The sequence below is a fragment of the Microvenator marinus genome, from assembly GCF_007993755.1.
GTDB lineage: Bacteria > Myxococcota_A > Bradymonadia > Bradymonadales > Bradymonadaceae > Allomicrovenator > Allomicrovenator marinus.
Genome location: NZ_CP042467.1, coordinates 1,184,835 through 1,205,610 on the forward strand (window position 1 = coordinate 1,184,835; position 20,776 = coordinate 1,205,610).

Here is a 20,776-nt window from a genome sequence, read left to right on the forward strand (position 1 = left end):
AGCGACAGATCTCAGGAGTTGAACATGGAAACCGATCCATTCGCCCAGCAAAATAGAGTCGGGCTGACCACAGCCTATACACCGCAGTTCGATGACGTCGTTCATAACTTGCAGGTCATGTTCAAAAGCATCACCCCGGCCATGTGGACGCTTATCGCTGGCGTGTGCGGACTCCTGGGACTCGCAGAGATTGTGCAGACGGCAGGGATCATCCTCTTTGCTTCGGTTCCCGTGCTTTCCTTTGTCGCAGCGCCTGTACTTAACTTCCTGGAATTCGTAGTCATTCTCATCTGCGGCGGTGTTCTCTTTTCGCTCTTCGCCCCGCTCAAACTCAGAATGCTCGGCATCACCCAGGGCGACCAAACCATCGCAGAGCTCATCGACGCGATGAAACCCGTGTTCCTCTACTCACTGGGCTCCTACACCATCTTGGTTTTTGGCACGATGATCGGGAGTCTCTTCTGCATCATCCCAGGCTTCTTGGCACATGGCGTACTCTGCCTCGCGCCCTACTATTCAAGCCAGGGCACCTCGCCAATTACGGCCGCTCAAGACTCATTTGAAACCGCAAAGAATCACATTCCACTCGTCGCCATGGCCACGGGCATCCTGATCTTCGCTGGCCTTTTTTCCTTTGGATTCACGCTCGGCGTCGCGTCACTGCTCGGCGGTGGAACCATCCAGCTCATCATCAGCAAAGTGCTCGCCATCCTCGTTCAATGCGCCATGTTTCTCCTCGGCTGGTTTGCGGTCGGCTCTGTTTCCCTGACCATCGACACCGCCCAAACCGGTGAACGCGTAAAGGCTTAGGCGATAATTGCCGAAAACATGATGCACTGCGTCATGCGAAGCTACTGGAATTTCACGGAAAACCTGATATACGCCGGGGGTACCTTCTTGAATTGTTCACTCGAACCAAGGCGAATTTCATGATGCTTGGAAGAACTTGTGCTCTGTCTGTGACACTTGGTGCCACCATCGCATTAACCTCTAGCGCGGCATTTGCTGGCGGATTCGCAAGCGCGAGATTCGGCGGCGAGCGCGGAAACCCGACCGAAACCAACCCGTCCACGCTTTACTACAATCCCGCGGGAATCGGCATGTCCGAAGGCACCCAGCTGATGATCGATGTCAGCACCGCCTTTCGTACGGCCAGTTACGACCGCCCAGTTTCGGCGATCGACGACCAAACGCCATTCCCCGACGACCCGGAAAAGAATGCAAGGGCGCTGGCGGCAAACTCCGGCCAAGGCACGCTGAACAATATCATCGCCTCGCCGATGTTCGGTATCTCGTCAGATCTCGGGCTCGATACGCCCCTGAGGCTCGGATTTGCCTTCTACGTGCCTTTTGGCGGCCAAGCAGCTTGGGACGAGCAAAGCGCAAGCGACGAGTTCCCTGGAGCCTCTGACGGCTCTCAGAGGTGGTACGCCATCGACGGAAGCATCCGGACCATGGCCCTCACCGGAGGCGTCGCCTACCATATCGAACCCGCAAGGCTCTCGCTCGGCTTGACCGGCAACGTCTATCTCTCATCCATCGAGACGCTCAGGGCCAGAAACACGGACGGATCCGACGACCTCGAAGCCGGTGGAAACCTCAAAGAGGGACGCTCACTGGTCAAAGGTGAATCCACAGATTTCGGTCTCGGAGCCGGTGTACTCTGGGAGGTCTGGCGCAGAAAAGCCTGGCTCGGCGCAAGCTACCAATCCATGCCGAACTTCAACGGTGATATCGAGTACGAAGGAACCCTTCAAAACTACCTCGGACCCGCACCGGGCAATGAGGCAGATATCAAGCTCACCTCAAGCTTGCCGGACGTGTTCCGACTCGGCATTCGCGTGCGTCCAAAGGCGCGCTACGAATTCCGACTCTTCGGCGACTACACCCGCTGGAGCGTCTTTGAGAACCAATGTCTGGTCAACTCGACCATCGAAGACGCGGCAGCCGCTTGTGCGGTTAACGACGACGGATCGTTCGCAAGCACCGACGCCGACACCGGCCGTGTGATCCAAAACCTTCCTAGAAATTACACCGACAGCTTCGGCGTCCGCGCTGGCTTTAGCTACTGGTTCAGCGCCGATCTTGAGATGCTTCTCGGAGGTGGCTACGATTCGAATGCAGTACCTGACGAAACCATCGACGCATCGCTCATGGACATGGACAAGTTTACAGCATCACTCGGCGTAGATTACCGATTTACCAAATGGTTCAGCGGCGCGCTCACAGCAACCAACGTGTTCTACCTCGAGCGAGACACATCTGGCTCGGACGGCAACAACGACCTGCGTTTGCCCTCAAGACAGCCCGGAAATCAGGGCGTCTACAACCAGAATATTTTCCTTATCAACACAAACTTGAACTTCTCGTTCTGATATAAAAGGTATGGCAATGCATAACTTACGACCACTTGCGCTATCTTCGCTCATGCTTGCAAGCGCCTTCCTCGTCGCATGCCCCAACCCTCAAGGTCGCTATGACGAGTTTGGGGAAAAAACCGAGGAGTTCCGCGGAGGAAGCACCAATAACGGGCAGCCAAACAACACCGTGCAAGTAGACTTCTCCGGACGCTACTTCATGGCTCTCGCAACCGTGACGGCTCCTTCTTTGCCGATCTATTTTGACACCACAGTCACGGTAGACGAGAACTTCCTCGTGGACTTCAGCTTTCAGCCTCTCAAAACGGACTTTGACGCCGACGGAGCGGCCCGGCCTGACGCCAGAACACCAGTGGGCGACGCGATCGTAGTCGAAAACGTTCAGCTTACGGAAGAGGGCACCTTCACCCTCTCCCTCGTAGATGCGAGCGTAGAAGGAGAGGCTAATCCGCTCAGCGGAGCAGAAATCCTCGCAACAATAGAACTCCAAGGTTTTGTCACGAGCTCCACTAGTTGGTGCGGTTTGGCGGGAGGCGCAGCTACCCTTCCCACCATGCTCGACCTGACGGGCTCAACATTTGGCGCGGGAGTCGTAACCGACGAAACACTGGCGGAGTTTGTTCCCATCCCTAAGTGCGAAGGAAACATCGTGCCCGAACCCGATATGGGGGAAACGGACATGGGTGATATGGATGGCGACATGGGACCTGAAGCTGAAACACGTTGCCCCGGCGGCCTAGAAGGCGAGTATCTACTTACCTTCCACGCCAGCGGTCAGTCAGAAAGACGGCAGGTGGCGCTCACCCTTGAAAGCAATGGGGACAGCGAAGTCTGCTATGCTGGAACCGTCAACTCTCTTGTCGACGATTCCCAAATCGGCACCGTTGAGTTCGGGATTGAGCTCGACGATGTATTGACCATTGTCGTGCCTGATTTCGCGATTCCTCCCGGAGCTACTCCGATTCTTCCAGATGGAGGCGAAGCTAAACTCATGTTGGAGGCGTCACACTGGACCACTGAAGGCGCCTGTGGTGATCTGACCTTCTCACTCGAGTCAGCAGGCATCAGCCTTCCTGGAGACTTCGCGATGATCAGGGCGGAATCTCAAGACTTCACAATTCAAGATGCAACCACCTCCTCCTCTTGTTCTGTCATCATTCCCAATGAAGACTGCGGTTTGGCACCATTCGCGGGCACCTGGGATCTGAAGTTTGAGACGCAGAGCTCGCAAGGAAACCCAACGTTGGTGACTCTTGAAATGGCAACGCATCCGCTGACCTGCCTCACAGGTGCCTGGATCGCCAAATCTGATGGCGAGACCGTGCTCGCCACGCTGCAACAAGCATCCGCACGGCCTGACGGCCAGGTCGAACTGCAAATGCGCAACTTCCGCATTCCACCAGGGGCAAACCCGCTCCTTGCTAACGGTGGCACCGCTGACGTGGAGATAGTCTCCACTGAGGCTGACTCCGCTGCCGGAACCATGTGCGGAACCGTATCAGTCAACCTCTTCGATCCATTCCCAACGGCATCAGCCGGTACGTTTGCGGCGAGCAACTCCGGTGAACCCGCCGAATCCTCATGTCCTGAATAGGACCTAGGACTTCGGCAACGGAGGGGGTGTGACGATCTCAACTTCAAAAACGTGGTCGTCAAACCCCTCCAAATCACACTCCAAAAGACCTATCAATCGGCGGATGAACTGACTCTCTTTGATGTCGTGGATTCCGTCCGACTCCGTGACTCTCGCTACCCGCGCAACCACACCCTGCCTCTCGCGTGGGCTCAAGCCTAGAAGCGGTTTGCAAGCTTCTTTCAGGTCAAAATCTTCCTCGTCAAAAGAGGCCAGACGCATCGATAGCTCAGTCGAGAACTCGCCCACGATATCGTGCAAGATATCCGAGATCTCGCCAGCCTCCATGCCATCGAACTCATCGTCTGCGTGAGCCGCCCCCATCAAGATATCAGCCAGAGCCAACACTTGAACTGTATTCAACTTGATCTCCATTTTTTCTCCAATTTGTTGATTCCTGAACGAAACCCGCGGTAAACTTTGCACTCAACTTAATGAAACTTCATGAATGCGAGGTGTGTGATGAAACTACTTTTTTTAGCTTTAGTGGCCCTTTCGATTTCCTGTGGCGAAGAGAGTGGAACAGCTCCCAACCCAGACCTCAACAACACGAATAACACCAATAACCAAACGACTTCGAATAATTCCAATTCTGCGTCGAACAACGGCACGCAAAGCAATAACGCCACGAATGCCACGTCGAACAATCAGACAAACACGAACAATACCAATAACACCAACAACACCAACAACACCAACAACACCAACAACACCAACAACACCAACAACGGGAACCCTCAAACCTGTAACCCCGATTTCGGCGAAACCGAGGCGTGTGGAGGTGATGTAGTTGGTACTTGGAATGCTTCGGATATCTGCGGCGAATACGACTTCACGCAGTTGTTGCAGCAGTGTCCCAACGCCACGGTCTCTGACCAAAATTACGAAATGACTGGGACTCTGGAGTTCGACGACCAGGGAAATGTTGAACGAGACGTCACCGTCACGGCTTCCGCTACTGTCCTAGTTCCCCAAGAATGCACCACAGGGGCTGGAATTGCTCGTTGCACGCTTCTGCAAACGGCGATCAACACCCAACCTGGCGCAAGTGGAACTTGCACCGCTGTGGGCAACGATTGCGAATGTGACATCACCTATACGGACACCACAAACAACACCTCAACGTACACAGTCAATGAAGGAGTGCTTTCTGTTAGCCGACTCGGAAACACCGCGACCTATCACTACTGTGTCTCCGGTGGCACGCTGCAGGCAAAGGAGTTTGGGCAAAATGCACAAGAGGATGATTTCACACAACTCTACTCCGCTGAATAACCCCTGCACAAAAATCCTCAGCCCTTACGACTAACGCTTCGGACCAACAGCCCGGAGCGTTTTTTATGAAATGGATTACACTACTTACTCTTTTGTTTGCGGCCTCGCCTGCGTCTTCACAGGAGCTGAACCTACACGAGAAGTCTGAAACCTCTCTTGAGCCTGCGGTGGAGCTAGGTCTCGGCGCTAGAATCGGCGGATACGGATTTCGACACGTCAACGAAGAGGGAAACCTCGACTGGGATAATTGCCGCATGAACGGTACAGGCGCGTTCCTGACCGTCGAATACAAGAACTTCTATTCCGAGGCCGCGCTCGACCTCTACCATGCCGTCGCGGAGCCTGTGAAATCCGGCATCGACCGCATCTCTTTACACTCCACCCTGGCCGTTGGCGCACGTTTCCGAAAAGACAAACTCATCTCTCCACTCGTCACTCTCGGCGGCGGCGCCGAATTCTCAGACGTCGAAGTCTACGGCACACAAGCCTTTGTGATTGCCCCCGTAGCCTTTGTAGGCGCAGGCGGAGAACTCAACTTCTCGGGACTGAAACTCGGCATGATGATCCGCTCCAATGCCATGCAATTGCCTGTCTACAACTCAACTCGCCCAGACGAGATCGAATGGGAAACGGAGATTAGTGGGCAAGCACTCTTCACCGCCCGCTACGTCTTTCAATAGCTCCGACTTGCCAGGCCCAAGCCTAACTCGCGTCGCATCTCTACGTAGAGTGGAGACGCCGCGAATCTGGTCAATTCGCGCAGGCACTCCTCCGAGTTCGCATCGGAGAAATGCGTGGTTCCGTATTTGATCAAGCTCGCGCTCAACGCCAAATCTCCGCAGAGAAGGAGCCCAATCCGGTTCGCGGTATGCTCCGTACCTCGAAGCCAACGCACAATATCAACCTGCCCGCCGCGACGCTTGTATTCGGCCACCAGAGTCCTCAAGGATAGACTCATCTGGTCAGGGATTTTGCGCATTTCCTTGACCGCCTTCGCAAAATTCGGATCGCGACTCTGGGCCGAGAAACCAAAACTCGGATCTACCGACTCCAAAGTAGCCAAGAACATGGTGTAGATCACTGAAGCATCAAAACTGAGCGCGCCAAGATACGTCTCGGGACGCGTGGCGTAGAGCATGCGCGCCACCAAGAACGCATTCTCCCTATCATTTTCGCTTTCCAGGCGGTCAGCTCCAACCCCCAACGCAGGCCGCTCCGCATTCAACGCCACGAGGCCCCTCTCACGAATGCGATACAGCTCCGGAAGTGACACAAGCCCCAGGGTCTGCCCCGCGTAATCATAGAGTTTGCGAAAGACGCCCTTCCCTTGCGGAATGAGGTCTTTCTTTGGGTCCACAACACCCTTCAGGTTTTCTGAATACATCGGCCTCAAGGCCTGAGAGGCATACGACAAAATGGCAGAGATCAACGGGTCTTGGTCGGGGTGCACCACTCGTCCCATCGCCTCATGGTTCAGCCTGCCTTTCGCGAGCTTGAGATTCTTACCCAGATATTCTTGATAAAACTGCTCTTCGGCCGGCATCGAGACGCGCAGAAACGATAGAATCGCCGCCATACTCCACGCTTCGTCAAAGCGCTCGTTAGCCATATAGAGGTCAAAGAGCGCGCTATAACTCTCCACCCTCAAGGGATCCTGCAGCAGGAGCTCCCTGTGGATTTCCTGACCACCCGCCACATCTCCCGTCTTCCCATAAAGATCGGCGAGTATCAGAGCGGTGCCTTCTTCTTCGGGGTAGCGAGACCTCAGCACCTCAAATACACCGAGAGCCGACTTCAAGTCGCCGAGTCGCGTGCGATAAATCTCGCCCAAGCCTCGCAACAACATCCGCTCCACGCTCCCAGACTTGCCAATATCGGCAAGCCTCTTGAGCATCCGTCGATACGCTATCTCGAGCGCGCGCCAATCCTTGGACTCGGTTAAAATGCGGTCGATCGCCTCAAATGCCTTCAAAAAACCCGAATCAGAATCTAAAGCCACGTCAAAATGCCTAAGCGCCGCGCCACGATCGCCGATATGGTCTCGGTAGAGTACAGCAGCCGTGTAATGAAGCTTTGCTTGCCGGCCGCTATCAGACTCTCGCTCGATCAGCCTCTCCAAGACCTTCACGGCCAGTGGGTACTTCTGAGTCTTGGTGTAGAGATCGAGGAGCTTGCGCAAAACCACGATGGATTCTGGGTCGATATCGATCGCTCCGCGATAGGCTTGCATCGCCAAATCAGGACGGTTGAGCTTTTCGTGGCATACTTCGCCCAGGCGACAGTACTGCCGAAACCTCACCAGGGCCTCCGACTCGGCACGAATCCGCGCCTCGGCCAAGGGTACCCATCGCCCCCAATCCTCCCTCGCCTCATAATGTTCAACCAAGAATCGAATCGCATTCAGGTGCCCGGGATTTAATGCCAACACGCGCTCGAAGAACTCCACCGCTCGATCATTCTGCCCAAGGCTCTTGAAGGCCAGCCCCGACATGTAAAGCACACCGAGGCGCTCGTTAGGCGCGAGCGACGTATCAAAGTCCTCCAAAAGCCTCTGAAAGCCCCTCAAAGCTGCGCTGTGGTCACCCAACTCGAATTGCAGCCTAGACAGACCCTTGAGAGTCCGAAAGTCACGAGGATTGAGCTCAAAGGCTTCTCGATAGGCCTGGGCCGATTGCGCCTTTCGCCCAAGCCTCTCGGACGCCAGAGCGATCTGCAACCATCGCTTATGAAGCCACATCGAATCTCGCTCATCGCGATACCTCCTCACCAATGTCTCTAGAAGCCCCAGGGCCTTCTCCCACGCCTCATCCGCCAGATATGCGTCGGCGAGCGGCTCGGCCGCGTCCAAAACCTGAGAGTCCGCTGAAATCGCCTGCTCATAGAAATGAAACGCCGCCAATGGCTCCTTCAAACTCCTTGCGTATATATGACCGATTTCGGCCAGGAAGCGCGCGCGCGGGCCAGCCTCAGCGGTCTGCGCCTCGGCACGCAAGGCCTGCACGAGATCACGAGGATCCGGGTGCGCCGCCTTGAGCCTCGTGACGGCCGCATCGATCTCACCGAGTTTCGCCAGAACCCTGCCGATTTTCGACTCCAGCCTCACACGCTCCTCGGGCGCAACCCCAAGCGCTCGTCGTTTCAAAACTTCCAGAAGATCCGCCCACGATTCCTTGTCCTCATAGATCGCCTCGAGCGCCATGCTCGCCGCGCCATGCGTAGGCTCGATGAGCAAAACTTGTTCGAAGGCCTCGGCTGCGGTTGATGAATCGTCCAAAGGTCCTTGCGCAAGGCGCGCGAGCTCAAACCAAATCTCGACTTTCTTAGTGGGGTTCGACTCGATTTCGGCCTTCAGAATCAGGAGTTCGGCGAGCTTTCCGAACTGATTGCGCTTTCTGTAAAGCGCGTCCAGCTCGCCCAAAGCCTCACGGTCTTCAGGGGCCAGCTCCAACACCTGCCAGAGCAGTTCCGCTCCCCTCACCTCGTCTCCGGCAAATCTCACGGCCCACTTGGCTAGCCGCTTCAAGACGTTGACGCGATCAACACCTTGGGCCTCTTGGCCCGCAGACATCACGGCTGAGACAATCTCGCTCCACGAGCCAGTCTTTTGCCCCAAACGCTCCAAATCATCCAGAATCTGAGGCTGCCCAACCACGTCGCTCCCAAGCGACGAGAGCAAGACCAAGAGCGCATTCCCCGCCTCTCCCAGTCGTTCTTCGAAAATCCGCGATGAAGCCCGTCGCGCCTTTAAAAAGCCTTGTACATCCGTCGAAAGCCGCTCAGACCTGTCCAAATAGAGGGCGGCCAGAGACTTCCAGGCTTCGTGATCGCCTGATTCCCCCATCTGGAGATAGAGTTTCTCGAGCCTCGGCTCCGCAAAAGCCGTCCAGTCTTCACGCCCCGAATGCATCATCATCTCAAGCACCGAGACCATCTCCCCTTGGACCTCAGACCCATGAATGGAGCCGAGACGCTCAAGATGAACCACAAGTTCTTTCCAAGCCTCGCGACGCCTGAGGTCTTCTCGTATCTCGTCCACGTTCGCTCCCGGGTTTCAGACTCTTTCAGGGGAGTTTATCCACCTTCTGATATATGCTTCAATATAGATTACATGCTTCAGGAGCTCGAATTATGTGGAAGTCTAATTTTTGGATGGCGCCTCTAGTGCTTTTTCTCGCGGCTTGCGGAACCGATGATATCAAGAAAGGGCCACCGCAAGGCAACAATACGGACCCGAACAATTCAAACAACGGGTCGAATAACCTCAACAATTCCAACAACACTCAGACCACCGGTTCCAATAATCAGGTGGATATGCCTCCAGACATGCAGGCCGAGTGTTCGGATGGTGTGATCTCCGGCGACGAGACCGATGTGGACTGCGGCGGATCTTGCGCTCCTTGTGAGCTCGGACAGGCCTGCACCCAGCCGTCCGACTGCTCAACCAACGTCTGTGAAGACGACCTCTGTGCACCCGAGAAGCTCGAAGTTGGAGCTGCCTGTTTGGAAGCCTCGGAGTGCCTGAGTGGCCAATGTGTGGCTTTTGGTGACGTGCAGATCTGTACCGATGCATGCGCCAACGGCTGCGCGCCAGGAACCACCTGCTTCGATGACCTCTGCGCCCCAGACTCCTATTGTGAGTCCGAGAACGGCATCGGATTCGGACCGGGATGTGAGAATACACCCTGTGGCATCTGCGACGAGGTCGCAGAGTGTGTGGAAGAAGGAAATACCTTCACTTGCGTTTGCCCTGAAGGATACGCGGGAGACGGCACGTCTTGTGCCGACGTCAACGAATGCGACACTAACCCGTGCGACCCCAACGCAATCTGTTCCAACAATGAAGGCGGGTTCGAGTGTGCATGCCCTGCGGGTTATAACGGCGATGGGTTTGCGTGTACCGAGATCAACGAATGCGACCTCGGATTGGACAATTGTAGCCCTAATGCTGCTTGCGCCAATACCCCTGGCTCCTTCTCGTGCACATGCCTCGCTGGTTTTGAGGGCGATGGCGTCCAGTGTGTGGACGTCAACGAATGCACCAATGGCACCGACGCGTGCCATACGAACGCAACCTGTAATAACACGCAGGGCAGCTATACGTGTTCATGCAATCCTGGCTTCCAAGGCAATGGCACCACATGCACGGACATCAATGAATGCTCGAATAGCACCCTGAACAACTGTCATTCGAATGCCTCATGCGCCAACACTCCGGGCTCGTACACATGCACCTGTGACCCAGGCTATCAGGGTAACGGCACTACATGCTCAGACATCAATGAGTGCGCAAGCAATCCTTGCCCTAACAACTCAACCTGCACCAATTCGGCCGGTTCGTACTCCTGCGCTTGTGCGCCAGGCTACCGATTCAACGCGGCTACCAATTCTTGCGACAATATCAACGAATGCGCCGAAAACACTGATAACTGCAGTCCCCTCGCGATTTGTGTGGACCAACCCGGAACGTTCGTGTGTGCCTGCAGCCTCGGCTACCAAGGAAACGGCGTGACATGCACCGATGTCAATGAGTGCACAGCTGGTACCGATAACTGTTCAGACAACGCCACCTGTCTCAACACCACGGGTTCCTACACGTGTGAATGCAACACGGGTTACACCGGCGACGGAGTTAACTGTGCAAACGTGGATGAATGTGCCGACGGAACCGACCTTTGCTCTCAGTACGCGACATGCTCCGATACTGTCGGCTCTTACGATTGTACCTGTAACACCCCTTTCTATGGAGATGGCTTGAGCTGCGCGCGTAGCGGAGACACCTGCGGCGACCCATTCACACTCGTAGACCTCTCTACGTACACGGCCACCAACGTTGACTTCCAAAATCAGTACACCGTGACCCAATCGTGGTGCCCACAGCTCGACTTCTCGGGTGGAAACGGAGCCGACAACGTTTGGATGTTCACCCCTGACACCACCGGGTTCTATCATCTTCGCGTTCAGTCCGATTATGACGTGACGATCGCCATCTACACCGATTGCGCCACCCCAGAATCCACCTGCGTTGGAGGAATGGACGACGACACCGGCTCCGGCTCAAACACCGAACTCATCGACGTCGAGCTCGTTGCGAACACCCCTTATTTCATCGTCGTTGATGCATACTCGTCGACCGGATCGGGCACGTATTCCATCGATATCCAGCCCAACGAGTGTCTCAACGGTACCGATGCATGCTCCGATATCCAGACCTGCGAAGTCGACTACTTTGGATCGATTTGCACCTGCCCTGAGGGCTATGAACCTGACGGAACAGGAGGGTGCGCGGACATCAACGAATGTGATCTATCTCCGTGCGGTGACGGAACCTGCGTCAACACCGATGGCTCCTATGAGTGTACCTGTGACGCACCTTCTGTGCCGCTCGATGATGTTTGCATCATTCCAGCGCTTGGTGACCACTGCTCAAATCCGTTCGTTGTTGGAGCGGTCCCGTACAACAACGCCTCGAACAACTCGGCCGCCAATGCCTTCTACAGGTTTACAGATACCAGCCAGTGTGATGGTGCAGCCTACTCGCCATTGAGTAGTAGCCGGGAAGAGGTGTACGCCTTCACTCCGACAGTCGCAGGGAACTACACGTTCACAATGACGCCGGGATACGATGCCGTGCTCTACATCGCTGAAGATTGCGAAACAATTGAGACCACATGCCTTGCGGGCGCCGATGATTCCGTGGGCCAGGGAGTCGAAACCATCACGGTAGACCTTCTCCAGGGCCAAACATACTACATCTTCGCAGACGCTTACGGCTCGGGCACAGGAACCTACAGCCTGGACATCATCTGCAATAACTGCCCGTAGAGGAGGGCTCTGTTCAAAATGCAGAGCAGATATCCATAAAGCAGTTAATCTTCACGAAGTCCTGACCATCGACTTTTTATGGGTCTCGCAATCGACTCTCTATGGGTTTCGCGATGACCATCGACTTTTTATGGGCCTCGCAATGACCATCCATGTGAGACGGAGCCCTCATTTACTTGGAGACTTGCTTGCGAATGTGCTTGATGAGGTCCGGAAGGGTATCCTTCTGGGCCTTTTTGATGAGTGCATCAGGAACCGAGAGGTCGGGAACCGCGTGCACCTTGTAGACCACAAGGGAGCGCGTGTTCTCGATATCAAAGCTCTGAATGCGCCAAGAGCCTACGTTGGACTCAAAATCGCCTTCGATGAGCTGCCACTCGCGACTCCACACGGGCGGGCCGACCTTATGAGTGGCCTTGGTCTTGGCCGTCAGGTCTGAGATCGGCCACGGCATCGCCGTGGTCACCTGGCAAACGACTTCTTTGCCATTTCGGCTAATCTCCTGGGCTTTCGCCACGCGGATCATGGTCTTCTTGTAATTCTTACACTCAGAAATCAGGTCCCAGACTTTTGAGGGTGGCGCGTCGATCACCGCTGTCACGGTAGCTTCCGGGATATCTGAGCCTTTGATCGCTTTGGTTTCAACGATGATCTCACCCTTCGACAATCGACCATGGTACGTCTCTTGAGCGTGTACGGATGACACCAAAAGCCCCAACACACACACAAACATCACCTTCTTCATTCATAACTCCAATTTCACATGGCCGCTGAAACTCGCTCGAGTCAAGCAGGATAGCAGGCTCAACTAGACACGCAACCCAACGAAAAAAGCCGTCCCTTTGTAAGGACGGCTTAGCATACACAAAATTCACGAACGCCTAGTTGAAGATCACCACGCAACACCCTTGGGAGCAGTACTCATTGCTCGCGGCGCATGGAATCGTCGCCGAGCAAACCTGCTCCCCATCATCGCATGTGTACGGAGGGTCGTTTGGATCGGGGTCCGGGTTGTTCGTACCCGGTGTATTGTTTGTGCCGGGCGTGTTGTTTGTCCCGGGATTTGGGTTATTTGTCGTATTGTTCGGGTCCTCGTAACAAGAGGCAGGAAGGTCAGCAACGGTTTTGCCACCACACAATTCGCATTCGCCGCAAGTGTTGATGCACTGCTCGGTCTGCTCACAGGTCGTGCAAGACTCGATATCACTCAGCGAACAATCACTGCCCGTCACCACAAAGACCGGACCGCTGCCATCATTAGGATAGACTTCACAACAACCGAAACAATCACATCCGTTCGGCGTATAGGGGCGGCAGAAGTCGATGCATCGCTGAGACACCGTACAATCCGGATGATCCGCTGGAAGATCGCCTGTCAAACAATCCGTCTTATACCGACACCCATCATCGCCCTGCCCTGAGTTGCCATCAAAGAAACAGTCTTGCCAAATGGGGTCCACGTTATCGCCAGGAATTCCCGTTGCGAAGCTGCCCTCGTCATTATCGTAAGGTCCCGTGCACTCAGCATCAAAACCGTCCGTGACACCATCGCCGTCGTTATCGATCCCATCGGAGCATTCACACGCCACATCTCCGCAGAGAACTTGGCCCTGCTCGTTCGTATCGAACGGAGAAGTCCCGGTATTGGATCCGGCGTTGGTCCCGTTGTTCGAGGCGCCACCATTGTTCGGTCCCGTCGTTCCAGTTCCAGTGCCATTGTTGCTCTGAGTCGTGTTATTCTGATTATTATCCCCACCATTAGGTCCCTGACTGGTGCTCGAATCATCCGAACACGCCAAGCTCAATGAAGCTCCCAAACAAATCAACCACATCTTCGCGCGCATAGTGCCTCCGATTTGCGGCAGGTGTATTCCAAGATGCCGCATTTGGTCATAAAATCACGTTCTCCCGTTAGAGGCCCTAGGATAACCATTCTAGCATCGCACAACAAGTTTACCGCGAAGACCAATGCCGAATCTCAAGATAAAAGTGTATTCTGACTTACTTCGAGGCCTTTTCGTGTTAAACTCCCGTTAGAGCAAAGCTGCCCAAGACAACCCAATACCTAAAGGCGTCATTGCATATGAACTCCTGGAAGCCTGACATCTTCGCGTATCTCGATTACAGGGCATATCTAAGGGACTTCTACGACCGAGCGAAAGAGCATTCTCGCGTCTATTCATTTCGCTACCTCGCTCGCCGCGCAGGCTTCAGCTCTCCAAACTTCATTAAGCTCGTCATGGACGGCAAACGAAACCTCGGCGACGCGAGCATCGAACCCGTCGCGAGAGCCCTTGACCTCGACGAAGACGAATCGAGCTTCTTCCATTCTCTTGTCATCTTCGATCAGGCCGCAACCGCCGAGCAAAAAAACGAGGTCTTCGAGCAAATCGCAGCCAGCAGACGCTTCCGAAACGCAAGGCGCATCGACCACAACATGTTCGAGTACCTCTCGCACTGGTATTACCCAGCGATCCGAGAACTCTCTGCGCGCCCCGATTTCAAACCCGATCCGGCCTGGATATCGCCCAGACTCCACCCGAAAGTCCCTGAAGCGCAAGTCGCTCGAGCCCTTGAACTACTCTATGAACTTGAGGTCTTAATCCCAGACGAAGACGGCACGTGCTCACGAGGACAACCAAGTCTGACGACTGGACATGAAGTCGGATCTCTTGCTATCGGAAACTTTCACCGACAGATGATGTCAAAAGCTGCGGAGTCGATCGAGTCGACCCCACGAACCCTGAGGGACATTAGTGGTTTGACAGTATGCGTCTCAGAAAGCCTCATCCCCGAGATCAAGAATCGGATTCATCAATTTCGTGAATCTCTTTTGGAACTTTGTGATAGTGATGAAGGACCTGAAGTTGTCTATCAAATCAATTTTCAACTTTTTCCGCTGACCAAGAACGAGCCAGAAGAATGAAACGTCTTATCCCTATCCTAATTTTGGCGTCCGGATGCGTGGGGACTGATGTCGGAAACCCTCAGGACAAGAACGACGTTGATGTGACCATTACGCTCGAAACAGATTTTCAAACTACAACCCAGACCTTAGAGGCAGAAGGTTTTAGTATCATTGAAGCCAACGCCACGCTTTTTGCCGTTGAAATGTCCAACAACTGTGATGTGGACGAGTCTGCACTAACACAGGGTCCCTTCGCCGTTGACCTGCTCGTCACGGAGAGCATCCCTGTCAAAACTCAGGGCCCAGGTACCTATTGCAAGGCCACTTTCAGTTTTGGAGAAGCAAACAAGCCTCTCGAAAACTGGCTAGAGATTTCCGGGACTCTGCCCGACGAGCGTGAATTCAGAATTGAGGCGAAAAGGTCAGAAAAACTCATCTTCAACGGGCGAGATTCGTTTGTTGTGGATGATGACGGTGCGAGCTTCAATTTGAGCTTCGACGCACTCAACTGGCTTAAAGACGCGGCCCTCCCAGACGAAAACCCGGTCATTATCTCCGACAATTCCAACGCCGCCCTCTACAATCAGTTCCGTCAATACTTCCGAGACCAGAGCAGGCTCTACAAAGACTCAAATCGGGACAATATCATTGGCCCTGACGAGCGGAACCCGATTGCCGACCTCATGGCGAACTAGTCGGCGAACTAACCCTCACCTCTTGAATCTCAAACACCGGGCGGCCATCGCAACTTCCCCTGACGTGCCTCCACGCTCCGGGAGTCTGCCAGACCACCAGACATCGCTGTTCTCCGAACTCAATCTCCAACGTCATCGGGCGCAACGTCTCAGCTTCGAGCTCAATCGCCAACTTTGCCGAAGCATATCGGTAGACGATAACATCCTCTTGAGCGTCAATAAGCCGTATCCCAACAAATCGGACTCCACCCAAATTCGACTGCCATTTCAGGCTCAAAAGATGCTTCAGGAGCCGATGCCCGACATCTGTCGACGGAATCTTCGACACATCATACGACACCCGCGACACGCCCTCGCCCACCAGATCAGCGGCAACTTGCCCCTTGACCTCGTCGAGGATCATCCACGTGCTCAACTTTTGAGGAGGCACCTGGCTGATGCCACTACTCGGGATCACTAAGACCCCGAGCAGGACCAGAATCAGGTGAGCGAAGTGCATGTCTTCTTCAGGAATTCGAGCACACCATCACGCAATTCAGGACGCTCAAGCGCGAAAGAAACGTTCGCTGTAATCAGTCCGAGACGGTCGCCGATATCGTGCCGCACGCCGTGGAATGATGCGCCAATAAGTGCGCGCTCTCGACTCAGGCGAGCCAATGCGTCTGTCAGTTGGATCTCACCGCTTTGGTCTGATCGCACGTCTTCAAGATACTTGAAAATAATCGATGGCAAGACGTAGCGACCAATCACGGCAAGGTTGGAAGGCGCGAGGTCTTGGGCGGGTTTCTCCACGAGCATACGCACGCGCCAGAGTCCCTCACCCCATTGCTCTCCGTCCATAATGCCGTATCGGCTAACCTCTTCGCGAGGCACTTCCATCACGCTGACCACGCCCTCACCATACTTCTCGTAGACGTCGAGCATCTGGCGCGATGCCGTAGGTTCAGCGGAGATGATGTCGTCAGGAAGCAAGACCAAGAACGGCTCGTCCCCAACCACATCTTTTGCACAGAGAATCGCGTGACCAAGCCCCAGTGGCTTCTTCTGACGCACAGAAATTGTGCGAACCATGCGGCCGATATTGCGTACGACTTCAAGTTCCTGGGTCTTTCCTCGTTCCTCTAGGATTCCCTCGAGCTCATAGCTAAAGTCGAAATGGTCCTCGATCTGGCCCTTGCCACGGCTCGTGACCAAGATGACCTCTTCGATGCCCGATTTGATACACTCTTCAACGATGACCTGAATCGCCGGAACATCGACGATTGGAAGGAGTTCCTTCGGTACTGATTTTGTAACGGGAAGGAGTCGCGTCCCAAGTCCCGCTACGGGGATAACTGCCTTTCTTACTTTCTTATGCATCAATCCATTCCTTGTTTTCTAAACGTTTACTTCTTAGCTTTGGGGTCGCTTTCAACCGCTTTCGGCTCGTACTTCTTCCATACGATCGGCTCGCCCTTCCTGACTCGATTGAAGAAGTAGAGCGAGACGAGGAAGAGCAGGATCGACATGTACTGCCCCGGAGTCAGGCCGAAATAGCGAATATCGCCTCCCAGCTCCGGTGGCACTCTCAGGAAGTCGAGCGTAAAGCGAGCTGGCGCGTACATCATACCAACCAACGTCACGAAGAAGTACGTCGGCCGCGGCTTTTTGTCCGCAATCATCACGGTGGTCACAATCACAATCCACCAAATCGACTCGTAGAAGCCCAGATCGTGGCGGATCGTTCCGTCCGTCCATTGAATTCCGAGGAAGAAATCGGTCTCAGCACCAGGGTGGTCGTGAACCGACGCACACCCGAAACGCCCGAACATCCAGCCAAACGTCAATCCATACGCAGCGAGATCGACCATCTGCGGAAAGTCGATGTGGGGGTGGCGCCACCTGTAGATCCACGCCCCCAAAATACCGCCCAGCAATCCACCAAAGCTCGAGATCTGTCCCCAAACCTTAAAGAGAATCAACGGGTCTTCGAGGATTTTCTCAGGCGTGTAGAAGACGACGTCAAAAACGTGCGAAAACACCCACCCAATCGCCACCAGGTAGATTCCAAAATTCTGAAACTCTTCGCCTGATATCCCAAGCTTTTCTTCAGCCCTTTTGCTCGACATATGAAAGGCGAGCATCAAGCCTAGTGCCACCAAAAGGCCAAATGAGTGGATTTCAAGGGGTCCAATACCGCCCAGAGTAAAATCGCCCAGCGGCTTGAAGGGCCCAAAGGTAAAGGCGTCGTATGGGATTGAGGCTAATAAATTCATTCAGAACTCCAATGCACTTGCCGAATTCAGCCGGTGGAACGTACACAGAGTCCAAGATTCTAGCAACTTGGGGAACATTCCTGCGGCTCGGATGTCGAACTTCATACAACCGACTACCGAGGCCTACGCATGAAGATGACTCTCGCAAAATCCCTACTCATCTTGGTTTTCACGTCTTCCACAGCGTGTGGATTCCTCGATGAAGACATCTGGATCGACGAAATTGATTTCGAGGAATCGCTCTCAATCTCCGGCTACTCATCCTTTGGGATCTCGTCATGCGGTGGATACAGGCTCTACCGAAGGGCGAGCGTGACGTCGTTGGACCCGATGATTATCAGGGTTCCGATTCGTCGCCCCAGGCCGATCGACTCCGAACAAGAATCGATGATTCAACACGAAACCAACGCAACACACGCGCAGCTGGCGTCGTCCAATACCCGCACTCAAACGCCTGATTGGCTCATTCCCTTTGTAGAGGCATCCGAGCTTGAGCTCAGACCATAATCCTTGGCACCACTTCTGGTTGGTGTTAGGCTCTCACTCATTCAGAACAATAAGACTTGTACAAAGTGCCTTTGCGAAACATGCAAAACTGAGAGACAATGAAGGCCTGAGTGAGAACCATGTCGGCTACGGAGACTACCATCACGCCACCACTCCATGACGTCGCCCCAGACGCGTTTCCCCAACCCGGGGAAGTTTTCATGGAGAAGTACCGCATTGAGAAGATTCTCAATCGCGGAGGATTTGGTTGTGTGTACCGTGCGAGCCAGACTGAATTGCAGCGAGCCGTGGCCATCAAGGTCCTCCAACCTGCATCACGCATCGGCTTCCAAGACGACAGCGAAGCCGAAGCCAAGAGACTCCAGGTGGTCACCCGACGGTTTGAACGCGAAGCCCAGCTGGTTTCCCAACTGCGTGACCCCCACACCGTCATGGTCTACGACTTCGGCCACACGCCCTCTGGCCTCCTCTACATGGTCCTTGAGTACGTTGACGGCTTGCCCCTCAACGAAGTCTTGGAGCGCGAAGGTGCGCTTGGCGCCGAACGGAGCGTCAAAATCATCGAGCAAGTGCTCTCGAGCCTTCAAGAGGCTCACGCCTTCAACATGCTTCATCGCGATATCAAGCCCGCCAATATCATGCTCTTTGACCATGTGGGCCGGCGCGACCAGGTCAAAGTGCTCGACTTCGGGCTAGCAAAGGCAATCGATGATCCCCATTTTACGGCCGACAACCCGGACCTGACGGATGCTGAGGTTCTGATTGGAACCCCCCGTTATATGTCGCCCGAACAGATTCGCGGCCACAGACTCACTCCGGCGACAGATATGTACAGTCTGGGGCTCGTCTTCTACGAGCTTTTGACCGGCGAGAAAGCGGTGGATGCTAAGTCCACGATGAATACCCTCGCACGTCACGTTAACGACGAGCCCATTCAACTCCCGGCTGAGATCAATATCCCCAATGGCCTCCGAAGCATCGTCAATCGCATGCTCGACAAGGACGCCAAGAGGCGCCTGAGTTCGTCCGAAGACATTCTCAAACTCCTAGACTCTTGGAACTCCAAAGAAGTCCTCGTCCCTTTGCCGGCGAGCGCACTTGCCGACGAGATCGAAGTCGTCAAGGTCGTCACTCCGCCAACTTGGTTTCTTGCCGGAGCTTCGGCGCTGGTCGTCGCGTTGGTTTTGGGATCACTTTGGACGATCACTTCGCTCTTCAATAATCCTGAGCCAAAAGACGTGTCTCTCGAAACCTCTTCCCCAATGGAAGCGCAGGTAGCGAAGAGCGAGCCCGCCATGGCGGAACCTGAGCCCAAAGAGCCTGAGAAGAATGAACCTGAAATGGTTTTCGACTCCCCTCCTGAAGTCGCAGCCGAAGAGGCTCCTCTCGAGGAAATCGCTCCCGAAGAGACCCCGCCTGAGCCTCTTGAGGAGGCTGAAGTTAAGGTCGAAGAGCCCAAAGACGCGCCAAAGGTCCGCAAGACTTCCAAACCCAAGACAGACAAGAATAAACTCGACTTCCTGAGAACCCTGGATTCCGCCAAATGATTCGAGTCAGGCTTCATCTACTCTTTGCCGGCATCGTTACATGCTGCCTGGGATTCGCCACAGAAGTAAGCGCTCAAGGCGCAGAAACCATCGTCAAAGTTCAAACACACTTTGAAAAAGGCGCGGAGTTCTTCCAAAAAGGGGAGTACGAGGCAGCCATCGCCGAGTTTGAAGCAGGAAACGGCCTCCTACCCAATCCGATTTTCCTCTACAATATCTCACTTGCTCACGGGAAACTCGGCAGAGTCGAGCAGTCCCTCGCGGTTGCAAGACTCGCCGAAGCCACAGGGCTCGACGAACCAGACGCCACACAGAACCGAGCTCGCATCTCCGCGCTCGTGACTGCTCAACAGGCGCTGACACTCGCGAATGCCATGGAACCCGTGCCCAAGCCCGTGCCTCCAGTGGAAGCACCGCTCTTCTCCACACTTGGCTGGATCGGAGTCGCGAGCGCCTCCCTCGGCGTGGTTAGCCTTGTGGGTGCCACAATTATGGACGCGAGCATCGGCACGACCGTTGAGAACTACGAGGAAGCCGCAGCATCCGGAGACGAGACGAACTACCGTCTCCTCAAGTCTAAAATCGAATCCGACCAAGTCCTCACACGTTCCCTCTTCTTCATCGGCATTGGCCTCTCCGCCGCTGGCGCAGGCCTCGTCGCCTACGATCTTTTCTGGGACGAAAGTACCGTTGAAATGGCAGTTTCCCCGACCTCCAACGGGATCGCGGGTACCCTCAAAATGACGTGGTAAGGGA

The 20,776-nt window shown here is 54.6% G+C and carries 18 protein-coding genes; 11 read left to right on the forward strand and 7 right to left on the reverse strand.

Annotation, left to right across the window (positions count from 1 at the left end):
• The first annotated feature begins 24 nt into the window (after positions 1 to 24).
• The 3 genes from FRD01_RS05040 (at position 25) to FRD01_RS05050 (ending at position 3,972) form a co-directional block, all read left to right on the forward strand.
• Positions 25 to 810 carry a hypothetical protein gene (locus FRD01_RS05040; protein WP_146958216.1) on the forward strand — a complete coding sequence of 262 codons (786 nt, stop codon included), beginning with the start codon at positions 25 to 27 and terminating at the stop codon, positions 808 to 810.
• 119 nt (positions 811 to 929) lie between these two features.
• Positions 930 to 2,375 (forward strand): OmpP1/FadL family transporter, encoded by a 1,446-nt coding sequence (locus FRD01_RS05045; protein ID WP_146958218.1) that lies wholly within the window; start codon positions 930 to 932, stop codon positions 2,373 to 2,375.
• A 16-nt stretch (positions 2,376 to 2,391) separates the two neighbouring features.
• On the forward strand, positions 2,392 to 3,972 hold the full coding sequence (locus tag FRD01_RS05050; RefSeq protein WP_146958220.1) for a hypothetical protein: 1,581 nt from the start codon (positions 2,392 to 2,394) through the stop codon (positions 3,970 to 3,972).
• 3 nt (positions 3,973 to 3,975) lie between these two features.
• Here FRD01_RS05050 and FRD01_RS05055 read toward each other — a convergent pair whose 3' ends face one another.
• Positions 3,976 to 4,386 (reverse strand): TerB family tellurite resistance protein, encoded by a 411-nt coding sequence (locus tag FRD01_RS05055; protein WP_146958221.1) that lies wholly within the window; start codon positions 4,384 to 4,386, stop codon positions 3,976 to 3,978.
• 87 nt (positions 4,387 to 4,473) lie between these two features.
• Here FRD01_RS05055 and FRD01_RS24180 point away from each other — a divergent pair, with 87 nt between their 5' ends.
• Positions 4,474 to 5,286, forward strand: a complete 813-nt coding sequence (locus FRD01_RS24180; RefSeq protein ID WP_249756026.1) for a hypothetical protein — start codon at positions 4,474 to 4,476, stop codon at positions 5,284 to 5,286.
• 65 nt (positions 5,287 to 5,351) lie between these two features.
• The gene (locus FRD01_RS05070; RefSeq protein WP_146958226.1) at positions 5,352 to 5,966 is read left to right on the forward strand and encodes a hypothetical protein; all 615 of its coding nucleotides are present in this window, start codon (positions 5,352 to 5,354) and stop codon (positions 5,964 to 5,966) included.
• Here the strand turns inward: FRD01_RS05070 and FRD01_RS05075 are convergent.
• On the reverse strand, positions 5,960 to 9,322 hold the full coding sequence (locus FRD01_RS05075; RefSeq protein WP_146958228.1) for a tetratricopeptide repeat protein: 3,363 nt from the start codon (positions 9,320 to 9,322) through the stop codon (positions 5,960 to 5,962). The two genes, FRD01_RS05070 and FRD01_RS05075, sit on opposite strands and share 7 nt — an antisense overlap.
• 92 nt (positions 9,323 to 9,414) lie before the next feature.
• On the opposite strand from FRD01_RS05075, the gene FRD01_RS05080 reads away from it, so the two are divergent.
• Positions 9,415 to 12,108 (forward strand): EGF domain-containing protein, encoded by a 2,694-nt coding sequence (locus FRD01_RS05080; protein WP_249756027.1) that lies wholly within the window; start codon positions 9,415 to 9,417, stop codon positions 12,106 to 12,108.
• A 172-nt stretch (positions 12,109 to 12,280) separates the two neighbouring features.
• On the opposite strand, the gene FRD01_RS05085 is transcribed toward FRD01_RS05080, so the two are convergent.
• Together FRD01_RS05085 and FRD01_RS05090 are read right to left on the reverse strand one after the other, a co-directional pair.
• Positions 12,281 to 12,853, reverse strand: a complete 573-nt coding sequence (locus FRD01_RS05085) for an SRPBCC family protein (protein ID WP_146958232.1) — start codon at positions 12,851 to 12,853, stop codon at positions 12,281 to 12,283.
• Positions 12,854 to 12,989: 136 nt separating this feature from the next.
• The gene (locus FRD01_RS05090) at positions 12,990 to 13,952 is read right to left on the reverse strand and encodes a hypothetical protein (RefSeq protein WP_146958234.1); all 963 of its coding nucleotides are present in this window, start codon (positions 13,950 to 13,952) and stop codon (positions 12,990 to 12,992) included.
• 239 nt (positions 13,953 to 14,191) lie between these two features.
• On the opposite strand from FRD01_RS05090, the gene FRD01_RS05095 reads away from it, so the two are divergent.
• A complete protein-coding gene (locus tag FRD01_RS05095) occupies positions 14,192 to 15,034 on the forward strand; it encodes a TIGR02147 family protein (protein ID WP_146958235.1) in 843 nt (280 codons plus the stop codon).
• Entirely contained in the window at positions 15,031 to 15,711 is a 681-nt protein-coding gene (locus FRD01_RS05100; protein WP_146958237.1) for a hypothetical protein, read from the forward strand. Before FRD01_RS05095 ends, FRD01_RS05100 begins: the two co-directional genes overlap by 4 nt.
• Here the strand turns inward: FRD01_RS05100 and FRD01_RS05105 are convergent.
• Genes FRD01_RS05105 through FRD01_RS05115 form a run of 3 tightly spaced genes read right to left on the reverse strand, consistent with a single transcriptional unit; the run spans position 15,698 to position 17,966 of the window.
• Positions 15,698 to 16,210, reverse strand: coding sequence for a hypothetical protein (locus FRD01_RS05105; RefSeq protein ID WP_146958239.1), 513 nt, complete (start codon positions 16,208 to 16,210; stop codon positions 15,698 to 15,700). The two genes, FRD01_RS05100 and FRD01_RS05105, sit on opposite strands and share 14 nt — an antisense overlap.
• Positions 16,192 to 17,070, reverse strand: coding sequence for a UTP--glucose-1-phosphate uridylyltransferase GalU (gene galU / locus FRD01_RS05110; protein WP_249756028.1), 879 nt, complete (start codon positions 17,068 to 17,070; stop codon positions 16,192 to 16,194). Before galU ends, FRD01_RS05105 begins: the two co-directional genes overlap by 19 nt.
• A 26-nt stretch (positions 17,071 to 17,096) precedes the next feature.
• Entirely contained in the window at positions 17,097 to 17,966 is an 870-nt protein-coding gene (locus FRD01_RS05115) for a prolipoprotein diacylglyceryl transferase (protein ID WP_146958242.1), read from the reverse strand.
• Between the two features lie 129 nt (positions 17,967 to 18,095).
• Here FRD01_RS05115 and FRD01_RS05120 point away from each other — a divergent pair, with 129 nt between their 5' ends.
• The 3 genes from FRD01_RS05120 to FRD01_RS05130 all read left to right on the forward strand — a co-directional run bounded on the left by FRD01_RS05120 (position 18,096) and on the right by FRD01_RS05130 (position 20,772).
• Positions 18,096 to 18,473, forward strand: coding sequence for a hypothetical protein (locus tag FRD01_RS05120; protein WP_146958244.1), 378 nt, complete (start codon positions 18,096 to 18,098; stop codon positions 18,471 to 18,473).
• Positions 18,474 to 18,592: 119 nt separating this feature from the next.
• A complete protein-coding gene (locus tag FRD01_RS05125; RefSeq protein WP_146958246.1) occupies positions 18,593 to 20,020 on the forward strand; it encodes a serine/threonine protein kinase in 1,428 nt (475 codons plus the stop codon).
• Complete coding sequence (locus FRD01_RS05130) at positions 20,017 to 20,772, forward strand: tetratricopeptide repeat protein (protein WP_146958248.1); 756 nt, start codon at positions 20,017 to 20,019, stop codon at positions 20,770 to 20,772. Before FRD01_RS05125 ends, FRD01_RS05130 begins: the two co-directional genes overlap by 4 nt.
• The last annotated feature ends 4 nt before the right edge of the window (positions 20,773 to 20,776 follow it).

Bases quoted from the DNA above. Each gene is read 5' to 3' on its own strand.
- FRD01_RS05040 (WP_146958216.1), top strand. From the start codon at position 25: ATGGAAACCGATCCATTCGCCCAGCAAAATAGAGTCGGGCTGACCACA.
- FRD01_RS05045 (WP_146958218.1), top strand. From the start codon at position 930: ATGATGCTTGGAAGAACTTGTGCTCTGTCTGTGACACTTGGTGCCACC.
- FRD01_RS05050 (WP_146958220.1), top strand. From the start codon at position 2,392: ATGCATAACTTACGACCACTTGCGCTATCTTCGCTCATGCTTGCAAGC.
- FRD01_RS05055 (WP_146958221.1), bottom strand. From the start codon at position 4,386: ATGGAGATCAAGTTGAATACAGTTCAAGTGTTGGCTCTGGCTGATATC.
- FRD01_RS24180 (WP_249756026.1), top strand. From the start codon at position 4,474: ATGAAACTACTTTTTTTAGCTTTAGTGGCCCTTTCGATTTCCTGTGGC.
- FRD01_RS05070 (WP_146958226.1), top strand. From the start codon at position 5,352: ATGAAATGGATTACACTACTTACTCTTTTGTTTGCGGCCTCGCCTGCG.
- FRD01_RS05080 (WP_249756027.1), top strand. From the start codon at position 9,415: ATGTGGAAGTCTAATTTTTGGATGGCGCCTCTAGTGCTTTTTCTCGCG.
- FRD01_RS05085 (WP_146958232.1), bottom strand. From the start codon at position 12,853: ATGAAGAAGGTGATGTTTGTGTGTGTGTTGGGGCTTTTGGTGTCATCC.
- FRD01_RS05090 (WP_146958234.1), bottom strand. From the start codon at position 13,952: ATGCGCGCGAAGATGTGGTTGATTTGTTTGGGAGCTTCATTGAGCTTG.
- FRD01_RS05095 (WP_146958235.1), top strand. From the start codon at position 14,192: ATGAACTCCTGGAAGCCTGACATCTTCGCGTATCTCGATTACAGGGCA.
- FRD01_RS05100 (WP_146958237.1), top strand. From the start codon at position 15,031: ATGAAACGTCTTATCCCTATCCTAATTTTGGCGTCCGGATGCGTGGGG.
- FRD01_RS05105 (WP_146958239.1), bottom strand. From the start codon at position 16,210: ATGCACTTCGCTCACCTGATTCTGGTCCTGCTCGGGGTCTTAGTGATC.
- galU (WP_249756028.1), bottom strand. From the start codon at position 17,070: ATGCATAAGAAAGTAAGAAAGGCAGTTATCCCCGTAGCGGGACTTGGG.
- FRD01_RS05115 (WP_146958242.1), bottom strand. From the start codon at position 17,966: ATGAATTTATTAGCCTCAATCCCATACGACGCCTTTACCTTTGGGCCC.
- FRD01_RS05120 (WP_146958244.1), top strand. From the start codon at position 18,096: ATGAAGATGACTCTCGCAAAATCCCTACTCATCTTGGTTTTCACGTCT.
- FRD01_RS05125 (WP_146958246.1), top strand. From the start codon at position 18,593: ATGTCGGCTACGGAGACTACCATCACGCCACCACTCCATGACGTCGCC.
- FRD01_RS05130 (WP_146958248.1), top strand. From the start codon at position 20,017: ATGATTCGAGTCAGGCTTCATCTACTCTTTGCCGGCATCGTTACATGC.